This is a genomic window from Rheinheimera sp. 4Y26, from assembly GCF_025245835.1.
Lineage (GTDB): Bacteria > Pseudomonadota > Gammaproteobacteria > Enterobacterales > Alteromonadaceae > Pararheinheimera.
In genome coordinates, this window is sequence record NZ_JAOBWS010000002.1 from 173,534 (window position 1) to 191,902 (window position 18,369).

Below are 18,369 nucleotides of genomic sequence, written 5' to 3' on the forward strand. Positions count from 1 at the left end.
GCATGACTGAACAACTTTATAATGCCGATTCGATTGAGGTACTGACCGGTCTTGAGCCGGTGCAGCGCCGTCCGGGGATGTATACCGACACCACCCGCCCGAACCATATGGGGCAGGAAGTCATTGATAACAGCGTCGACGAAGCGCTGGCGGGGCATGCTGATCAAATTCAGGTGATCTTACACCCGGACCAATCACTGGAAGTGATCGACAATGGTCGTGGTATGCCGGTCGATATTCACCCGGAAGAAGGTGTCAGTGGGGTGGAGCTGATTTTATGCCGCCTGCACGCCGGTGGTAAATTTTCCAATAAAAACTATCAGTTCTCCGGTGGTTTGCACGGTGTGGGTATTTCGGTAGTGAATGCCTTGTCGACCCGGGTGGAAGTTGCAGTGCGCCGCGACGGCAATGTGTATGAAATGGCCTTTGAACACGGTTTTAAAGTGTCTGAACTGGCCATTACCGGCACTGTCGGCAAACGCAATACCGGCACCAGAGTAAGGTTTTGGCCGGATCCGAAGTATTTTGATTCGAATAAATTTTCGGTTAGCCGGTTATTGCATGTGCTCAAAGCTAAGGCGGTATTGTGCCCGGGGCTTACCGTCAAATTTGAAGACAAAGTGAACGAGCAAAGTTACAGTTGGTGTTATATCGCCGGTATCCGTGACTATCTAGTCGATGCTGTCAAAGATATGGTGGCGCTGCCGGAAGCGCCTTTTACCGGCAGTTTTGCCGCCAGTCATGAAGCGGTGGAATGGGCTGTGCTCTGGCTGCCGGAAGGCGGCGAGCTGGTCACCGAAAGTTACGTGAATCTCATTCCAACAGCACAGGGTGGTACCCATGCCAATGGTTTACGCCAGGGCTTGCTGGAAGCTTTACGTGATTTTTGTGAATTCCGCAATTTATTACCCCGCGGTATTAAGCTGACGCCGGAAGATGTATGGGACAGGTGCAGTTATATTCTGTCGCTGAAAATGCAGGAGCCGCAATTTGCCGGTCAGACCAAAGAGCGTTTATCCAGCCGTCAGGCCGCTACTTTTGTCACAGGTGTGGTGAAAGACAGTTTTAGTTTATGGCTGAATGAACACACTGAAATCGCCGAGGCTTTGGCCGAATTTTGTATTAACAACGCGCAAAAACGCTTAAAAGCGGCGAAAAAAATTGTACGTAAAAAAGTCACGGCAGGACCTGCTTTGCCCGGCAAACTGGCCGATTGCAGCGCGCAGGATGTCAGCCGCACTGAATTATTTTTAGTGGAAGGTGACTCAGCAGGTGGTTCGGCCAAACAAGCGCGTGACCGTGAGTTTCAGGCGGTGATGCCGCTGCGCGGTAAAATCCTCAATACCTGGGAAGTCGAGTCGGAACAAATTCTGGCGTCGCAGGAAGTGCATGATATTTCGGTGGCCATTGGTATGGATCCCAATTCAGCCGACTTAAGCCAGCTGCGGTATGGCAAAATTTGTATTCTGGCCGACGCCGACTCGGACGGTTTGCACATTGCTACCTTGTTATGTGCGCTTTTTATGCAGCATTTCCGCACTTTGGTCGAGCACGGCCATGTGTTTGTGGCTATGCCGCCGTTATACCGCATTGATATTGGCAAAGACGTTTATTATGCCCTTGATGAAGAAGAAAAAAATGGCATTTTAGACCGGCTGGAAGCCGAGAAAAAACGCGGCAAAATTAACGTACAGCGTTTTAAAGGTCTGGGTGAAATGAACCCGCTACAGCTGCGTGAAACGACCATGGACCCGAACACCAGACGGCTGGTGCAGCTGACGATAGACGATGTACAGCAAACTTTTGACATGATGGATATGCTGCTGGCGAAAAAACGCGCCAATGACAGACGCGACTGGCTGGAAATGAAGGGAGATCGCGCAGTCATTGCTTAGCCACTGGTTCTGAGTATACTGCCTGTGTTTTTGTGTAAATACGCAACGGGGATGCATCATTATTCTTATGAAAAACCGAGGGTTGTGGGTTGTCTTTGTGTTGTTTTTTACCCTGTTTCTGCTGCCTGTGCAGGCAGCAGACGAGGTAAAACTACCGGACTGGCTACTGCAGGTTCAACAGCATAAATATAAAAAACCGGAAGCCATGTTGCAGCTGGCGCGTCAGCATGAAGCCGAATTTGGCAGCTGGCCAGTGCAGTTGCAGGCGGCCTGGTTAAACGAATTATCGCTGATTTATGAAGTGCTGGGCCGTTACCGCGATCAGCTCAGTGTGGCCGAACGTGGCCTGGCTTTAACCCACAATGAGCAAAGCAAAGTCCGGGTTGAGCTGTTATTCGGCATGGGTTTTGCGCTGGAAACCCAGCGTGAATATGACGCTGCCAACGACTATTACCAAAAAGGTATGGCGCTGGCTGAACAACTCAAAGATGAAAAACTGATTATTCAGGGCATGACCAATCTGGCGGCCATGTTGTCGGAAGACAGCGAAGATCCCAAAGCGCTGGATATGCTCAAACAAGCCTACGACAGAGCGGTAAAACTCAATGACAAAGAAATGCTGGCGCTGGTGCAGGCCGAGCTTGGCTTAAATTATCTGACTTTGGGCATTGATGATGAAGCCAGGCAGTTCCTGGAAGCGTCTTTTCGTTTGTTTGATGAACTCGGCTGGGTCAAAAGTAAACTGACAGTTTGGTACAACCTGGCTTCCACGTACCGTTATTTAAAAAAGCCGGACAAAGCGCTGGAAATATTTGATCAGATGCTCAAAGTGAGCCTGGAACAAGAAGACCCGGTCAGTCTTTATTATGCTTATATCGGCCTGGCCGGTACCAGTCGTGATGTTAAAAAGTTAGATGCAGCAATTACTTACATTGAAAAAGCCGAAACTTATTTGCCAAATTTGCAGTCGACTTTTCAAATCAGCGAACATCATTTTATTAAAGCGCAAATTTACCGCAGTTTAGGTCAGAGTAATCTGGCGCTGCAGGAAGTAGCGCTGGCCAGCCAGCAGCTGGAAGGCAGCAAAAATACCTCGGATCGTTTTTATCTGCTGCATTTTGATCAGCTGCGCGCCAAGCTGTATGCCGACACCGGCGATTTTGAAAAAGCCTATTACACCCTGGATAAATATTTTAAAGCTTATATCGACCTGCAGGACGATGAGCGTGACCTGGATGTGCAAAAGCTGCGGCTGAGTTTTGATGCCGAGCGCCAGCAGGCGCGCAATGCTTTATTGGAAAAAGACAATGAACTGCAGGCGCTGCGGTTACAGGAAATTGAACGCAACCGTCAGATGCAGTGGCTGTGGATTGGCATTTTTGCTTCCACATCTATGGTATTGCTGATGTTGTTATGGTGGCAGTGGCGTAGGCGTCGCGCTTTACAGCAAGCCATGTTAACGCCCACCACCCCGAATTAAGCTGATGTGGAACAGAAGATGACTGAGATCGTCGTAACAGCCGATGGGCTGGAACAATTACCGCTAAGACGTTTTACCGAAGACGCTTATCTGAACTATTCGATGTACGTCATTATGGACCGGGCTTTGCCTTTTATCGGCGACGGTTTAAAACCGGTGCAGCGCCGTATTATTTATGCCATGTCTGAACTGGGTTTGTCGCATCTGGCCAAGTTTAAAAAGTCGGCCAGAACAGTGGGTGACGTGCTGGGTAAATTCCACCCCCATGGTGACAGTGCCTGTTATGAAGCTATGGTGCTGATGGCGCAGCCGTTTTCTTACCGTTATCCGCTGGTGGACGGTCAGGGCAACTGGGGTGCACCAGATGATCCAAAATCTTTTGCCGCCATGCGTTATACCGAAGCCAAGTTATCGCGTTTTAGTGAGCTGCTGCTCAGCGAACTGGGGCAGGGCACTGTGGATTGGGTGCCAAACTTTGACGGCACCCTGGAAGAGCCCAAAACTCTGCCAGCCCGTTTGCCACATATTTTGTTAAACGGCATTACCGGTATTGCTGTGGGTATGGCCACCGATATTCCGCCACACAATGTGCGGGAAGTCGCCGCTGCTGCCTGCCATTTGCTGGATAACCCGACAGCGCAGGTGACCGACTTACTGCAATATGTGCAGGGGCCGGATTATCCGACTGATGCCGAAATTATTACGCCAAAACACGAACTGCAGGCCATGTACGAAACCGGTCGGGGTTCGGTGCGGATGCGCGCTATTTACACCCAGGAAGACGGTGACATTGTGATCACCGCTTTGCCACACCAAACCTCTGGCGCCAAGGTGCTGGAGCAAATTGCCGCGCAGATGAATGCGAAAAAGCTGCCGATGGTGTCGGATTTACGTGATGAATCTGATCACGAAAGCCCAACCCGCATTGTGATAGTGCCACGCTCTAACCGTATTGACGTTGAGCAGCTGATGCAGCATTTGTTTGCCACTACAGATTTGGAAAAATCCTACCGGGTGAATTTGAATATTCTGGGGCTGGATCAGCGCCCCAGAGTGAAAAACCTGCTGGAAATCTTACGTGAATGGCTGGTGTTCCGTCGTGAAACTGTTACGCGCCGGTTGCAGCATCGCCTGGATAAAGTGCTGGATCGCATCCATGTGCTGGAAGGTTTGTTAATCGCCTTTTTAAATATCGACGAAGTGATTCGGATTATCCGCGAAAACGACGAACCCAAACCCGTACTGATTGCCCATTTTGGCATTACCGAGCGTCAGGCCGAAGCCATTCTCGAGCTGAAGTTACGCCATTTAGCCAAGCTTGAAGAAATGAAGATCCGCGGTGAGCTGGACGAACTTTCCAAAGAGCGTGACAAGTTGCAAAGCATTTTAGGTTCAGAGAAAAAGCTGACCAAACTGATTCGTGATGAATTAGAAGCAGACGCGCTGAAGTATGGTGACGACAGGCGCAGCCCGCTGGTTTCCCGCGGTGAAGCCAAAGCCCTGAGCGAAAAAGAGTTATTACCAAGCGAAGCCGTCACAGTAGTGTTGTCGGAAAAAGGCTGGGTGCGCTGCGCCAAAGGCCATGATATTGACGGCAACAGCCTGCAATATAAAGCCGGAGATGGTTATAAGTCGTCGGCTATTGGCCGCAGTAATCAATATGCCGCCTTTATCGACTCCAGTGGCCGCAGTTTTGCCGCTGAAGCCCATGATTTACCTTCAGCCCGTGGTCAGGGTGAACCGCTGACCGGCCGTTTTAGTATTGTCGCCGGTGAAACCTTTGAGCATGTGCTGATGGCAGAAGACAATCAACAGCTTCTGCTTGCGAGCGACGCCGGTTATGGTTTTGTCGCCAGTTTCAGCGACTTACTCAGTCGTAATAAAGCAGGTAAAGCGTTATTGTCTTTGCCGGCCGGAGCTAAGGTGCTGACACCTTTGGCCATTCACAATCCGGACACCGATCAGGTGGTGGCTATTTCCAACGAAGGCCGCATGCTGGTATTCCCTATTGCTGAACTGCCCAAACTCAGTAAAGGTAAAGGCAATAAAATTATCAGTATTCCATCGGCCAGAGCCGCGTCCAGGGAAGAGTATGTCAAGCTGCTTGCCGTGGTGCCGGCTGAGTCTGGCATTACGCTGGTGGCGGGCAAACGCAAGATGACGATCAAAGCTGCTGATTTAGCGCATTATGTTGGTGAACGTGGCCGGCGCGGTAATAAACTGCCCAGAGGTCTGCAGCGTATTGATGAATTACTGGTGGGTGAAGTGGAATAACCGTAATACGCCGGATTATTTTGCCAGATAACAGCGGATCGCCGCTTTATTGCCACAGATCAAACCAGAACACCCGATACAAGCCGCTATAATAAGCGGCTTTTTTATTGCCCGAGGGTTTGGTGTGCTCGCTTTTATCCGTATTGTGTTGTTGTTATGTTTTATTGTGATTGCGTCCACTATCGGTTTGCTGATTTGTCTGGTCCGGCCCTTCCGTGCTGACAACGTGGCACTTTTTGCCGGTTGGTATGGCAAAGTCAGCCGTTTGTTTGGCGTTAAGGTGGAAATCCGTTATCACCCTGCGGTGCAAGCCGCGATGCCTTGTGTGTTTGTAGCAAACCATCAGAACAATTATGACTTGTTTACCATCAGTGGTGCGCTACTCAAAGGCACTGTCACCATCGGCAAAAAGAGCCTGAAATTTATCCCGTTTTTTGGCCAGTTGTATTGGCTCAGTGGCAATATCCTGATTGACCGCAACAATAAAAGCCGCGCCGTAGGAACTATGCAGGGCGCAGTGGAACGTATTGTTAAGGACAAAGTGTCGGTGTGGGTATTTCCGGAAGGCACCCGTAGTTATGGCCGCGGTTTATTGCCGTTTAAAACCGGTGCTTTTCATATTGCGCAGCAGGCCGGGGTGCCAATAGTGCCGATTTGTATGAGCCAGACCCACGGCAACATCAAGCTGAACCGCTGGAATAATGGCCGCATTATTATTGAAGTGATGGCGCCTTTAATGCCGGAAGATTTCGCCGTGCCGGTGCGTGAAGTAGCAGAACAGGTACGCAACCTGATGCAGGAAAAAATCGGCGCCCTTGATAGCGAAGTCGCCAGCGATTACACTGCCGCACAGAGCAAAGTTACAGGATAACCTTATGGAAAACTGGCAGGAATTTACCAACGACACCATCACCGCTTTACTGGAAGATGGCAGCGATCCGGATGCGGAATACACCATTGAACACCATTTTTATCACCCGGACTTTGCCAAACTGGAAAAAGTAGCGGTTGAGGTGTTTAAGCTGGGTTTTGAAGTGACAGACGCTGAAGAAGTGGAATTTGAAGACGGCGGCAGCGCCTGGGTGTTTGATGCTATTCGCGAGCAGTCGTTAGATGCCGCCAATATCACCGCTGATGCCATTAAATTAGAGCAGCTGGCGCAAAAATTTGGCGTGGAGTATGACGGTTGGGGCACCTATTTTGAAGGTGAAGACGACGGTTATGACGAAGACGACGAAGAATAACAGCTGATATTCTCGTTAAAAAACCCGGCCTGATGCCGGGTTTTTTTATTGTTTGAGTCTGAGGTGATGGTTCAGACCGCTATCCGCAGAGTCTCAGTCAGACGGTAGGGGCTGAGGTTAAAAAGATGCGCCAATACTGAGCTTTTGTCGTAAATCTTTGATATCAAAAGAAACAGATTGTTGCCTTGGCAAAAAAGCTTCCAAATCCGTCAGGTTATATTCGTAAGTCCATGATAAACGCACTCTATCGCTCAGGCGATAACGCAGGCCGGTATTGGACAGCAGTTCGTAATTAAAATGCAGATAAGACAGCGGCTGATTCAGCAGCTTTAACAGATTGCCTTCGCTGTATATTTCCAAAGGCCACTGACTCAGCCGGTATTTAAAGTCCCATTCCATGGCAACAAAATGATAAGACAAGGATGTGTCGGCCAGCACGCTTCGCAGCGGTTCAGTATCCCGGAATGAAGCTCGCTTCAGGCCGGCCATCAGCGTCAGGTCTAACTGCAGCTGTTGCTGCTGTAACACGGCATAACCAGGCCCGGTACTGAGATCGATATTTTTATAATCTGCCGCCAGATAGTTGTATTGATAGTCGCCGGTGAGCCGCCAGAACAGGCGCTGCTGCAGGTAATAATCAATGGCAGGGCTTATTTTATACTGATGTGTTTTAGGCGCTTGCTCTTTGAGTTCATAGTCATAATTCAGATCGAGTGCACTGCGCCACGAACCTTGCCGGTATTCAGCACTGCTGACCAGATTAAACAAACTGGCATCTTGTTTGCCGTATCTGTTGCTGGCACTGACATCAAATTCCAGCGACCATGCAGATTGTGCTGTTGCCTGCTGTACTGTTTGCCTGGCTGTATTGTCGTGTTGCGCCAATTTCACCGGTTGGATATGTTGAATATCACTGCGCTTGAGCACTATGGCTGCGCTGTAACCGGGTTGCAACGTGACCGAGCTGTCAGTTTGATTCAGGATTTGACCGGTTAACACATCCCCGTTGTGCATCTGAATACGCGACTGCTGAACCTGCTGTGCCAACAGCGGCAAACTAAACAACGCCATCAATCCAGCTAACATCGATATCGGGGCCAAAATAATCAACCTGCAAGACGGGAAAATCTCAGTCTGCCACAACCAGCCTGACGCCACCAGCGGGCAAATCGGCAAAAAACAACCAATAAAAAAGCCAGCAAAAGCTGGCTTTTTAGCTTGGGCAACAACTTACATCGCCAGATAGACAAAACCACCAAAGGCCAATACTGCAGCTATCAGACAATAAGGCAGCTGGGTAATGGCATGGGAGATCAGGTTACAGCCGGAGCCCTGGGCAGCCAGTACAGTGGAGTCACTGTAAAAACAGGCCTGTGAGCCAAAAGAAGCGGCTGACAGCAGAGCACCAATCACCAGGGGCACATCAGCATTTACCGCATGCGCCAGTGGCATCACAATTGGAATTGAAACGGCAAAAATACCCCAGGATGAACCTGTGGCAAATGACAGTACCGCCATGGCAACAAACACCAGCGCCGGCAGCATCTGGGCTGTCATGTAAGGGCTCAGGTTTTCAATCACATATTGTGGCAGCAACAACTTATCGCAGACATCTTTAAAAATAAAAGCGGCGATGACAGTGCTGATGGCAGGTAACATGGTTTTAAAACCATTCATCATCACATCCATCATTTCACTGATACTCATCAGGCGCTGCACGCCGTAGTAGATAATGGTCAGCAATAAAGTGGCAATCACACCCTTGAGTACATCAGGTTCACTCAGCGAGTTACCCAGCACAATAGTAAAGAAAATCAGTGACAGCATAGGCACGATAAAATTGTGCACTTTGCCGTGTTTGTCACCACTTTCAAACTCTTGTTCAATGGACTGCATCGCATATTCATCACTGGTGTGATGCGGCATTTGCTGCTGCGCATGATGGCTTTGACCGTGATTGGCAATTTTAGGTTGTACTTCGGCCAGTTCACATTCAAAAGGACGGCCGGCCTGGGTTTCCAGTTCAGCTTTTTTCATCGGGCCCAAATCCGGCATAAATTTCAGCGCCACCAGCATCACAATTATGATTGCGAGCCAGGGGTAGAACATATAAGGAATGGCCTGGATATAGACCGAAATGCCCTGACCTTTTTCGGCAATATTATTGTCTTCCAGCAAACCGCCAAAAAACACCGCCCAGGTAGAAATCGGAATAATAACGCAGATAGGCGCTGCGGTTGAGTCGACAATATAAGCCAGCTTTTGCCGGGAAATTTTATATTTGTCAGTGACGCGTTTCATCGCTTCGCCCACAGTCAGCGCATTAAGGTAATCATCAACAAAGATGATCACACCCAGCACGAAGGTCATAAACATGGACGAACGTGGGCCTTTAGCCATTTGTGAACCGACCCGACCAAACGCCAGAGCGCCGCCGGTGTGGATCAAGAGCCCAATCAAAGCACCAAAACCACCGCAGACCAGGATTAACCAGCCGATAGTTTCGTCTTGCATCACATTGACGGCAATTTCAGAAAAATTATGCAGAGACTGTGTTGGACTTAACATCAATAAACCAACAACAGCACCTACGACCAGAGCCAGTATCGGTCTTTTTAACCAGACTGCCACGGCCATAACAACAATAGGAGGGATTAAACTTAACGCGCTGGGTGAATCCATCAGGGGTTCCTTACAAAAAACTCCAGGTGACTGGCTACATTACACCACGATGGTCCGGCGAACCCGGTCATCGTCTGATTTCACTCGGGCTGACGCAGATTTTGGCCTGCAGGCCTTTGTAGTTATTTTTGCTTTATTTTTACACAATTTCGGCGAAATTGCGGCCGGCTATGATAACAAAATTTGTCACAGCTTCAACGATTGATTCATGTTGGGCCTTTGTTTCTGCACTGCGTCAGTGCCGGTACGGCAGAGCCAGACGCAGCAGCGAAGGTGCTGCGCCGGCCAATCAGAGGATCAGACTTCGAGGTTATCAATCAGCCGGGTGTTGCCAAGATAAGCTGCCAGCAAAATGACCAGTGGTTTGTCGTGGCTTGTTGCCAGGGTCAGGGTTTGGCGGTCACAAATATGCAGGTAGTCAGGCCGAAAGCCAGCCTGAGTTAAAGCAGCAGCGGCCTGTTGTTCCAGTAAGCGGAAATCCTGATAACCCTGGGTGATTTGTTGTTGTAACCAGCGCAGTTGCTGATAAATCTGTGGCGCCACAGCACGCTGCTCAGGTGTTAAATAACCATTGCGTGAGCTCAGCGCCAGGCCATCAGCGGCTCTTTCAGTATCAATACCAATAATACGGATATCAAAAGATAAATCAGCGGTCATCTGCCGGATCACCGCCAGTTGCTGGTAGTCCTTTTTACCAAAAAGCGCGATATCGGGTTGCACCAGATTAAACAGCTTGGCCACTATGGTGGCGACACCCCGGAAATGGCCGGGGCGGCTGGCGCCACAATGCTGATCGCCAATCTTTGGCACTTCAACAGCGGTTTGGGCTTCCAGCCCATGCGGGTACATCAGTTCAGGCGTTGGGGTAAATACCGCATCGGCACCATGGCTGATTAAACCGGCACAATCGGCTTCTAAAGTGCGCGGATATTTGGCCAGATCTTCATTGGCACCAAATTGCATTGGATTAACAAAAATGCTGACAATCACTTTGTCGGCGCGGCTTTTGGCTTCATCCACCAGTTTAAAATGGCCCTGATGCAAATTGCCCATAGTAGGCACAAAAGCAACGGTTAAACCGGCCTGACGCCAGGCTTTGACAGTAGCTCTGAGCAGTGCGACTTCGCTGATAACTTGCATGGACTGACTCCGGAATAATGGCTGGTTGGGTACAACAATCACTCAGTTAAAACTGTGCTCAGGGCCGGGGAAAGCGCCTTGTTTCACATCTTCAATATATTTGCCGATGGCTCTTTTAATATCACCGGTTTCCTGCAGAAAGTTTTTCGAGAACTTTGGAATATAACCGCTGCTGATGCCGAGTAAATCGTGCATCACTAAAATCTGACCGTCGGTGTCTTTACCGGCGCCAATGCCAATCACCGGAATATGTACAGCTTCGCTGATGCGTTTGGCCAGCGCAGACGGAATACATTCCACCACCAACAGCTGAGCGCCGGCGTTTTGTAAATCAATGGCTTGTTGCAAAATATGGTCGGCAGCTGCGCTGTCGCGGCCCTGCACTTTAAAACCGCCAAATACATGTACCGACTGTGGGGTTAAACCAATATGGCCACAGACAGGCACACCTCTTTCGGTCAGGGCTTTAATGGTAGGTAATAAAAAGTCGCCGCCTTCAAGCTTCACCATATTGGCACCGGCCTGCATTAAAGGGGTGGCATTGGCAAAAGCCTGCTCAGTGGTGGCGTAACTCATAAAAGGCATATCAGCAATCACAAAAGCCTGAGGTGCACCGGCGCGCACACAACGGGTGTGATAGGCAATTTCGGCTGTGGTAACAGGCAGTGTGTCGGCATGACCCTGTAACACCATGCCAAGGGAGTCGCCAATCAGTAGTACTTCTACTCCGGCGTCGGCAAAAAGTTTGGCAAAACTGGCATCATAAGCCGTCAGCGCGGTAATTTTCTCGCCTTGTTGCTTTAATTTCAGCAGTTGCGAGGTGGTGATTTTTGCCATGTAGTCCTCATCCGACCATTGGTTGAAAGCGCGCAAGATCGCATAACTTGAGCCCGACTGCAACAGGCGTTGTGTTGTTCAAGACCAGCCACAACTGTAGTCATCTTTGGCCGCTCATGGCCGCGACGACAAGAAACTGCCATGGCAATGCCTGAGCCTTGTTTTGCCAGATAACCCAGGTTATTGCGGCGGTGGTTGCAGCACCGTCAGGCCGTTCAGCGGCACCTGTTTTAATAAAGCCTGTAATGCTGTGCCGTCCGGTAAGCTGAGTTCTGCCGCAATTTCAGCTAGCGGATATAACACAAACTCACGGGTTTTCATGCCGTAATGCGGCACTGTCAGCCGCTCCGAGTTCAGGGTCAGCTCGCCAAACAGCAGAATGTCCAAATCCAGTGTGCGCGGCCCCCAACGTTCATCTTTACGTTGCCGGCCTTGTTCCTGCTCGATTTTTTGTAATGCATCGAGCAACTGCAGCGGGCTCAGACTGGTACGCAGCGCGGCCACTGCATTAACATAATCCGGCTGATCCTGTGGCCCCATAGGTTTGGAGCCATACAAAGACGAGACTGCCACCAGCTCAGTGGCGGCAATGTTTTTCAGTGCAGCCACAGCCTGTTGCAACTGCAGCACAGGTTCAGCCAGATTGGCGCCCAGGCCAATGTAAGTTAATACAGCACTCATCCGGGCTTATTCCGCATCTGGTGCTGCAGCAGGGCGACGGCGCGTGGGGGGCTTACGCCGGCGTTTGGGTTTGCTTTCAACCCCTTCTTTGCCAAGGCTTGCCACTAAGGCTTCGCGGCCGGGCTCGTCTGCCTGCTGAAATCTTTGCCACCAGAGTGCCAGTTCGGTTAAAGCACCGCCTTCAGCGGCAGCACGTTGCTGCAGGAAGTCAAAAGCACCGCGGAATTTTGGCAGCTCCAGCAGTTTAAAAGCACGGCGACCCGCTCTTTTGGTCAGGCGGGTTTGCAAGGACCAGATATCACGAATGCTCATGCTAAAACGTTTTGGAATCGCAATGGTGCGCTGCACATCATCCAGCACTTCGGTCATGGCGATATTCAATGCATCAATTTCATTCAGGCCACTTTCCACCAGCAGGGTTTGCATACGCCGTTCAACCGGATACCACAACAGCGCGGCATAAACAAAGGCAGGGGTGACAGGTTTGTCCTGCGCTACCCGCTCGTCGGTGTTTTGTAAGGCGTTGGCAATCAGGTTAAAGGCTTTACCTTCGCTATCTTGTTTCAGCACTTTATGCAGCTGTGGCAGCAGTTGTTTTAAAATGCCGCTGTCGCGCATCAGCACAAAGTTGTCAAAAGCTTTGCCGGCCATAAACAGCTTCAGGCTCTCGTCAAACAGCCGCGCTGCCGGAATGTTTTTCAGTAGCACTGCCAGCTCAGCGATAGGGGCTGCTGTCGCAGGTGCTATGTCCATATTCAGTTTGGTGGCAAAACGCACGGCGCGCAGCATCCGTACCGGATCTTCGCGATAACGGGTTTCAGGGTCGCCAATCAGCTCAATACGGCGATTTTGAATGGCTTCAACACCATTGGCAAAGTCGTAAATGGCAAAATCATTCACTGAATAATACAAAGCGTTGATGGTAAAGTCGCGACGCTCGGCGTCTTCTTCAATGGTGCCGTACACATTGTCACGCAAAATCTGGCCGTGGTCGCTGCGCACGCCTGTTGGCACAGTTTCCTCGTCGTCTGTGCCGCTGTGATGGCCCCGGAAAGTGGCCACTTCAATAATTTCGCGGCCAAATACCACATGAGCCAGGCGGAAACGGCGGCCAATCAGCCGGCAGTTTTTAAACACCTGCCGCACCTGCTCCGGATGGGCATTGGTGACCACATCAAAATCTTTCGGTTGCTGGCCCATCAGCAGATCACGGATACAACCGCCCACCAGATAAGCTTCATAACCGGCGTCATTGAGCCGGTACAATACTTTCAGTGCATTAGGGCTGATGTCTTTACGTGAAACGCCATGCTGGTCGCGACTTAACACTTTCAGCGGCGGCAACACCGCAGACTGATGCTGTGGATTTAATTTAGGGCCTTTTTGTTTATTACGTTCTGGCCTTGGTTTGCGGCGGGTCGCTTCGTCATGGAAACTTTTTGAATGTGCTCGTGGTTCAGCGCCTGAACCCGACTGGCGTTCTGCTTCTGCAGACTGGGTTTCCTGTTCGGTAACGGCCAGATTTTTAATAGTTTTTTTGCCAAATTTGCGACGGCAAAAATCAAGTACTCGGGAAATAATGGTGGTTCTCCTATACACAGACTGGGCAGGGGGCTGGTTAATGGCTGAAGTGGCCGCTGCCAAACGAAAAAAACGCCGTTATCTTACCGCAGACTGGCGAAAAAATGAATGAAATCGCCGGGTTTTGTCGGGGTCTTTGTTCCTCCGTTATTTTAGCGCTGCTCAGATACCATAATCCCTTTCTACTTTACTGATACGGGTTTTAAAGTGGCTGTACCATTTTTCGTGGCCTAGTTTCTGCGCTTCCAGATGTTCAAGGTTGTTTTTCCAGTGCTTAATCGCTTCCAGCGAGTCCCAATAAGACACTGTAATACCCAGGCCATCCCGCGTTGACTCCATGCCTAAAAAGCCAGGTTGCTCCGCTGAGAGCTGCACCATCCGGCCAGCCATTTGGGCATAACCTTCATCAACGTCAGTGCGCACCGATGTAAAAATGACCGCGTAATAGGGTGGTTTTGGTGTTTTTGCAATCATCGACATGGTGTTCTCCCAGGGTTTCCTGAACTAGTGGTGTTTGACGACGGCCTGTCAGCTACTGACTAAAACTTCCTGTTGTTTTGGCACCAGTGCCAGCTGCCAGTGTTGCAGCGCCCATACCAGCAATTCGGTAACGGGGGCTTGTTTGAGTTCGGCTGGCGGTGCATGCCCAAGCAAAGTTAAGGCCGCACTCATACTCTGCGAAAGGGGCAAAGTGCTGACATCAGTGGCATGATTTTGTTTGCTGAGTTTAAAACCAGGTGCCGTAACCGCAAGCGGCAAATGACCGTATTGTGGTGGGTTATGGCCAAGCAAAACGCACAGAGCCTGTTGTCTTGAGGTCATTTCCAGCAAATCAGCGCCTCTGATCACCTGGCCAATTTGCTGGTCAATATCATCCAGCACCACCACCAGCTGATAGGCAAAAAGGCCGTCGCGGCGTTTGATAATGTAATCTTCCCGGCAAATACTGTCCGGCACCTGCACTTCACCAAACACCAGATCGGTAAACTGAGCGGCAACAGGGCCGGGTTTTAGCCGCCAGGCCAGAGGTTCAGTCTGCAGATTTTTTTGCCGGCAACAGCCATCATAAACACCACCCAGGCTGGCAATACGGGCGCGGCTGCAGTTACAACCGTAAATCAGTTGTCTGGCAGCAAGTTCATCAAAGTGATGTTGATAAAGGGCAAGACGTTGTGTTTGATAAGTTTCGGTTTGATCCCAACACAGGCCAAACTGCTCCAGCGTACGCATAATGCTGCTGGCAGCGCCTGGTTGGATTCTGGTGGTGTCGATATCTTCAATACGCAGCAGCCACTGGCCGCCTTGTGATTTAGCCTGAAGGTAACTGCCAAGCGCGGCCACCAGGGAGCCAAAATGCAAAGGGCCGGATGGCGATGGCGCAAACCGGCCCCTGTAGCGGGCAACGTCGATGGTCATATTAACCGCCGAGTTGTTTTTCCTTGATCTCCGCCAGGGTTTTACAGTCGATACACATATCGGCTGTAGGGCGGGCTTCTAACCTTTTGATACCAATTTCAATACCGCAGGTATCACAATAACCGAAGTCGTCGTCTTCGATTTTTTGTAAGGTTTTTTCAATTTTTTTCAAAAGCTTACGTTCACGGTCACGGGCACGCAGCTCTAAACTGAATTCTTCTTCCTGGGCAGCACGGTCAACCGGATCAGGGAAATTGGCAGCTTCGTCGGCCATATGGTTTTTAGTGCGGTCCACTTCTTCACGCAACTGTTGACGCCAGGCATCGAGAATTTTGCGGAAATGGTCCAGCTGCTTCGGGTTCATATACTCTTCGCCCGGAGCTTCCTGATAAGGGGTGACGCCTGCTAAAGCTAACAATCCCAGTGCTTTATTAGTTTTGCCTTCTGGCATGGTAATCTCCTGTAAAACAGTGCCAAGCAAAAAGATGGCGGCTATAGATAGCAGAATAACAGCACCATCGCAATCACTATGAAAAAAGCCGGCGAAGTATACAGACAGAGTGTTGCTTCGTCACCTTAATTTAGGCTTTGCTCTTACCTGGTCAAAATGGACGTTACAATCTAGACCAGTTTTTTGCCCTTGTGAATTAAATTATGTGGCTTTACCCTGAGCTGCCCCGGTGAAGGGGTGCTCTGCTGACGGCTAAAGCTTGCCGCAGCCTGATCAACATACAAAAGCTCTAAAGGCACAATCACCACAGCGAGACAGCACAACACTATAAAGGAAGAAGATGATGGAATTGTGGTGGGCTTATTTAATTTTAGGCGGTGTTGTTGGATTTTTTGCCGGCCTGTTGGGTGTGGGTGGTGGCGGTATTATGGTGCCGGTACTGACCAGCTTATTTATTGTAACTGGTTTGGCGCCCGGTCAGCAGGTGCATCTGGCGCTTGCAACATCTATGGCCGCTATTATTGTTACTGCTTTTGCCAGCGCCCGCAGCCACCATCAGCATCAGGCTGTGCTTTGGCCAGTGGTTTGGCGCATGAGCCCCGGTATAGTGGTGGGAACTTTAGCAGCGGCCATGCTGGCATCTAAGGTGTCTTCTTATTATCTGGCGCTGTTTTTCTGTATTTTTATGGGATATGTCGCGCTGCAGTTGCTGCTGAATATCAAACCAAAAGCCAATCGTACTTTGCCAGGCGCTGTGGCTACCGCAGCTGTTGGTGTTGGCATTGGCGGTATTTCCGCTTTGGTTGCTATAGGCGGCGGTTCTCTAACGGTGCCTTTTTTAACCTGGTGTAATGTCAAAGTGCAGCAGGCCATTGGCACTTCGGCTGCCCTTGGTTTACCTATAGCGCTCAGTGGCACGCTGGGTTACGCACTGAGTGGTGAATTAAGTGCAGGGCAGCACAGTGCCCGGTTGCCGTGGGGGTGTGTCGGTTATGTGTATTTGCCGGCAGTATTGTTGATTTCTGTGGTCAGTTATTTTACCGCGCCTTTGGGCGTCAAGCTGGCGCATCGTTTACCCGTTGCTGTACTGAAAAAAATCTTTGCCGTTTTGCTACTGAGCTTAAGTGCCAAAATGGTGCATTCGGTATTCGTCTTGCCGCATTAACCAAATAAAGCTCCGGCGGCAAAGCGCGGTTGCTGTTGTCAGCTTATTGATTTATTCAGCGTTCATGCTGGTTTGATGTCCCGATTTGCTTTGGTTCAGGGCTGTAAAGTGTAAAAGCTGCTGTGGTACACTCCGGCCCTCTTTCCTTGCTTTTACTGCGGAATTTATATGACTCAACTGTTGCAAATTACCCTGACCAGCACTGCTGCCGATGAACGTTTTGGTAAAAATCCGGCGCTGACGCCAACAGCAGACGGTTATCAAATTCATCAGAGCGCCACTGATGAACTGCGTACTATCCAAAAGGCCGGCCGTACCTTAGATGGCCTGGGTTTGCAGCAGGTGCAGCTGGCGGGTGAAGGCTGGAGCATCGACAAACAGTGGGCTTTTTATCAGGGTTTTTGTTCTGCAAAAAAACTGGGCGGCGTCAGCTGGGCAGGCACTGAGCAGGACGTGAATCAGCTGGTGCAGTTACAGCAATGTTTTGCCTGGGCGAAAAAACAAATTAACCAGACACCGGAAGACTTATCGCCGCAAACTTTATGTGCTGAAGCTGCGCTGTTTTTAGAAGCCGTGGCGCCACGCGGCAGTATCAGTTACCGCACTTTAGTCGGTGATGAATTATTAGCCGAAGGCTGGATTGGCATTCATGCGGTGGGTCGTGGCAGTGACAGAGCACCTGCCATGCTGGTGCTGGATTTTAACCCGACCGGTCATGCTGATGCCCCAGTTGCTGCAGCGCTGGTGGGTAAAGGCATTACTTTTGACAGCGGTGGTTATTCCATTAAAGCCTCTGAAGGCATGTTAACGATGAAATGTGACATGGGCGGCGCTGCGACTGTAACCGCAGCTTTAGCTTTGGCCATTTTGCAGGGCCTGCAAAAACGCGTGCAGCTGGTGCTGTGCTGCGCCGAAAACCTGATTAACGGCCGCGCTTATAAACTGGGCGACATTTTAAAATATAAAAACGGCGTGACTGTAGAAGTGGTCAACACTGACGCTGAAGGCCGGCTGGTGCTGGCCGATGGCCTGATGTGTGCTGCCGCATCCGGAGCACCTTTAGTGATTGACGCTGCGACCTTAACAGGCGCCGCTATGATGGCGGTGGGCACTGAATACAACGCCTTGTTTGCACTGGACAAAGCCCTGCAAAACCGCGTACTGGGTTATGCAGAGCAGGTGTCTGAACCGGCCTGGCCATTACCGCTCGAGCGCTGGCATCAGCAGCAATGCCCGTCTCCTTATGCCGACACCGCCAACAGCAGACCGGTAAAAGGTGGTGGAACCGGTGGTGCCAGCAATGCCGCCGGCTTTTTAAGCCGTTTTGTCGCCAATGATGGCAAAGGTTGGCTGCATATTGATCTGGCCGCTGCTTTTCACAACACCGCCAATGGTTTCTGGGGCGCAGGTGCAACAGGCACCGGCATCCGGTTAGTGGCCCATACCTTACTGGCGGAAACGGCCTGATGGACAAGGCCGGCTGCCCGCAACGGCAACTGACCGGTTTTTTGTAGGATGATGTT

The 18,369-nt window shown here is 50.4% G+C and carries 16 protein-coding genes; 7 read left to right on the forward strand and 9 right to left on the reverse strand.

Annotation, left to right across the window (positions count from 1 at the left end; genetic code table 11):
• Positions 1-2 precede the first annotated feature (2 nt).
• The 5 genes from parE to rraB all read left to right on the forward strand — a co-directional run bounded on the left by parE (position 3) and on the right by rraB (position 6,893).
• Positions 3-1,895 (forward strand): DNA topoisomerase IV subunit B, encoded by a 1,893-nt coding sequence (gene parE, locus N3Z11_RS04655; protein ID WP_260655990.1) that lies wholly within the window; start codon positions 3-5, stop codon positions 1,893-1,895.
• A gap of 97 nt (positions 1,896-1,992) precedes the next feature.
• The gene (locus N3Z11_RS04660) at positions 1,993-3,375 is read left to right on the forward strand and encodes a tetratricopeptide repeat protein (protein WP_260655991.1); all 1,383 of its coding nucleotides are present in this window, start codon (positions 1,993-1,995) and stop codon (positions 3,373-3,375) included.
• 18 nt (positions 3,376-3,393) lie between these two features.
• Positions 3,394-5,649, forward strand: a complete 2,256-nt coding sequence (gene parC, locus N3Z11_RS04665) for a DNA topoisomerase IV subunit A (protein WP_260655992.1) — start codon at positions 3,394-3,396, stop codon at positions 5,647-5,649.
• 124 nt (positions 5,650-5,773) lie between these two features.
• Complete coding sequence (locus N3Z11_RS04670) at positions 5,774-6,520, forward strand: 1-acylglycerol-3-phosphate O-acyltransferase (protein ID WP_260655993.1); 747 nt, start codon at positions 5,774-5,776, stop codon at positions 6,518-6,520.
• A 4-nt stretch (positions 6,521-6,524) separates the two neighbouring features.
• Positions 6,525-6,893 (forward strand): ribonuclease E inhibitor RraB, encoded by a 369-nt coding sequence (gene rraB / locus N3Z11_RS04675; RefSeq protein WP_260655994.1) that lies wholly within the window; start codon positions 6,525-6,527, stop codon positions 6,891-6,893.
• 117 nt (positions 6,894-7,010) lie between these two features.
• Here the strand turns inward: rraB and N3Z11_RS04680 are convergent, their stop codons facing one another.
• The 9 genes from N3Z11_RS04680 to dksA all read right to left on the reverse strand — a co-directional run bounded on the left by N3Z11_RS04680 (position 7,011) and on the right by dksA (position 15,681).
• The gene (locus N3Z11_RS04680; protein ID WP_260655995.1) at positions 7,011-7,964 is read right to left on the reverse strand and encodes a DUF481 domain-containing protein; all 954 of its coding nucleotides are present in this window, start codon (positions 7,962-7,964) and stop codon (positions 7,011-7,013) included.
• Positions 7,965-8,123: 159 nt separating this feature from the next.
• Entirely contained in the window at positions 8,124-9,575 is a 1,452-nt protein-coding gene (locus N3Z11_RS04685; RefSeq protein WP_260655996.1) for a Na+/H+ antiporter NhaC family protein, read from the reverse strand.
• A 297-nt stretch (positions 9,576-9,872) separates the two neighbouring features.
• Entirely contained in the window at positions 9,873-10,715 is an 843-nt protein-coding gene (gene panC, locus N3Z11_RS04690; protein WP_260655997.1) for a pantoate--beta-alanine ligase, read from the reverse strand.
• 42 nt (positions 10,716-10,757) lie between these two features.
• Positions 10,758-11,552, reverse strand: a complete 795-nt coding sequence (gene panB / locus N3Z11_RS04695; protein ID WP_260655998.1) for a 3-methyl-2-oxobutanoate hydroxymethyltransferase — start codon at positions 11,550-11,552, stop codon at positions 10,758-10,760.
• A gap of 180 nt (positions 11,553-11,732) precedes the next feature.
• A complete protein-coding gene (gene folK, locus N3Z11_RS04700; protein ID WP_260655999.1) occupies positions 11,733-12,233 on the reverse strand; it encodes a 2-amino-4-hydroxy-6-hydroxymethyldihydropteridine diphosphokinase in 501 nt (166 codons plus the stop codon).
• Between the two features lie 6 nt (positions 12,234-12,239).
• The gene (gene pcnB, locus N3Z11_RS04705; protein WP_260656000.1) at positions 12,240-13,877 is read right to left on the reverse strand and encodes a polynucleotide adenylyltransferase PcnB; all 1,638 of its coding nucleotides are present in this window, start codon (positions 13,875-13,877) and stop codon (positions 12,240-12,242) included.
• Positions 13,878-13,976: 99 nt separating this feature from the next.
• The gene (locus N3Z11_RS04710; protein ID WP_260656001.1) at positions 13,977-14,294 is read right to left on the reverse strand and encodes an antibiotic biosynthesis monooxygenase family protein; all 318 of its coding nucleotides are present in this window, start codon (positions 14,292-14,294) and stop codon (positions 13,977-13,979) included.
• A 48-nt stretch (positions 14,295-14,342) separates the two neighbouring features.
• Positions 14,343-15,230: a tRNA glutamyl-Q(34) synthetase GluQRS gene (gluQRS, locus tag N3Z11_RS04715; RefSeq protein WP_260656002.1), complete on the reverse strand. Its 888-nt coding sequence runs from the start codon at positions 15,228-15,230 to the stop codon at positions 14,343-14,345.
• Position 15,231: 1 nt separating this feature from the next.
• Positions 15,232-15,681: an RNA polymerase-binding protein DksA gene (gene dksA / locus N3Z11_RS04720; protein ID WP_260656003.1), complete on the reverse strand. Its 450-nt coding sequence runs from the start codon at positions 15,679-15,681 to the stop codon at positions 15,232-15,234.
• Positions 15,682-16,024: 343 nt separating this feature from the next.
• On the opposite strand from dksA, the gene N3Z11_RS04725 reads away from it, so the two are divergent.
• Both N3Z11_RS04725 and pepB read left to right on the forward strand, forming a co-directional pair.
• On the forward strand, positions 16,025-16,846 hold the full coding sequence (locus N3Z11_RS04725; RefSeq protein ID WP_260656004.1) for a sulfite exporter TauE/SafE family protein: 822 nt from the start codon (positions 16,025-16,027) through the stop codon (positions 16,844-16,846).
• A 168-nt stretch (positions 16,847-17,014) separates the two neighbouring features.
• Positions 17,015-18,313, forward strand: coding sequence for an aminopeptidase PepB (pepB, locus tag N3Z11_RS04730; protein WP_260656005.1), 1,299 nt, complete (start codon positions 17,015-17,017; stop codon positions 18,311-18,313).
• Positions 18,314-18,369 lie beyond the last annotated feature (56 nt).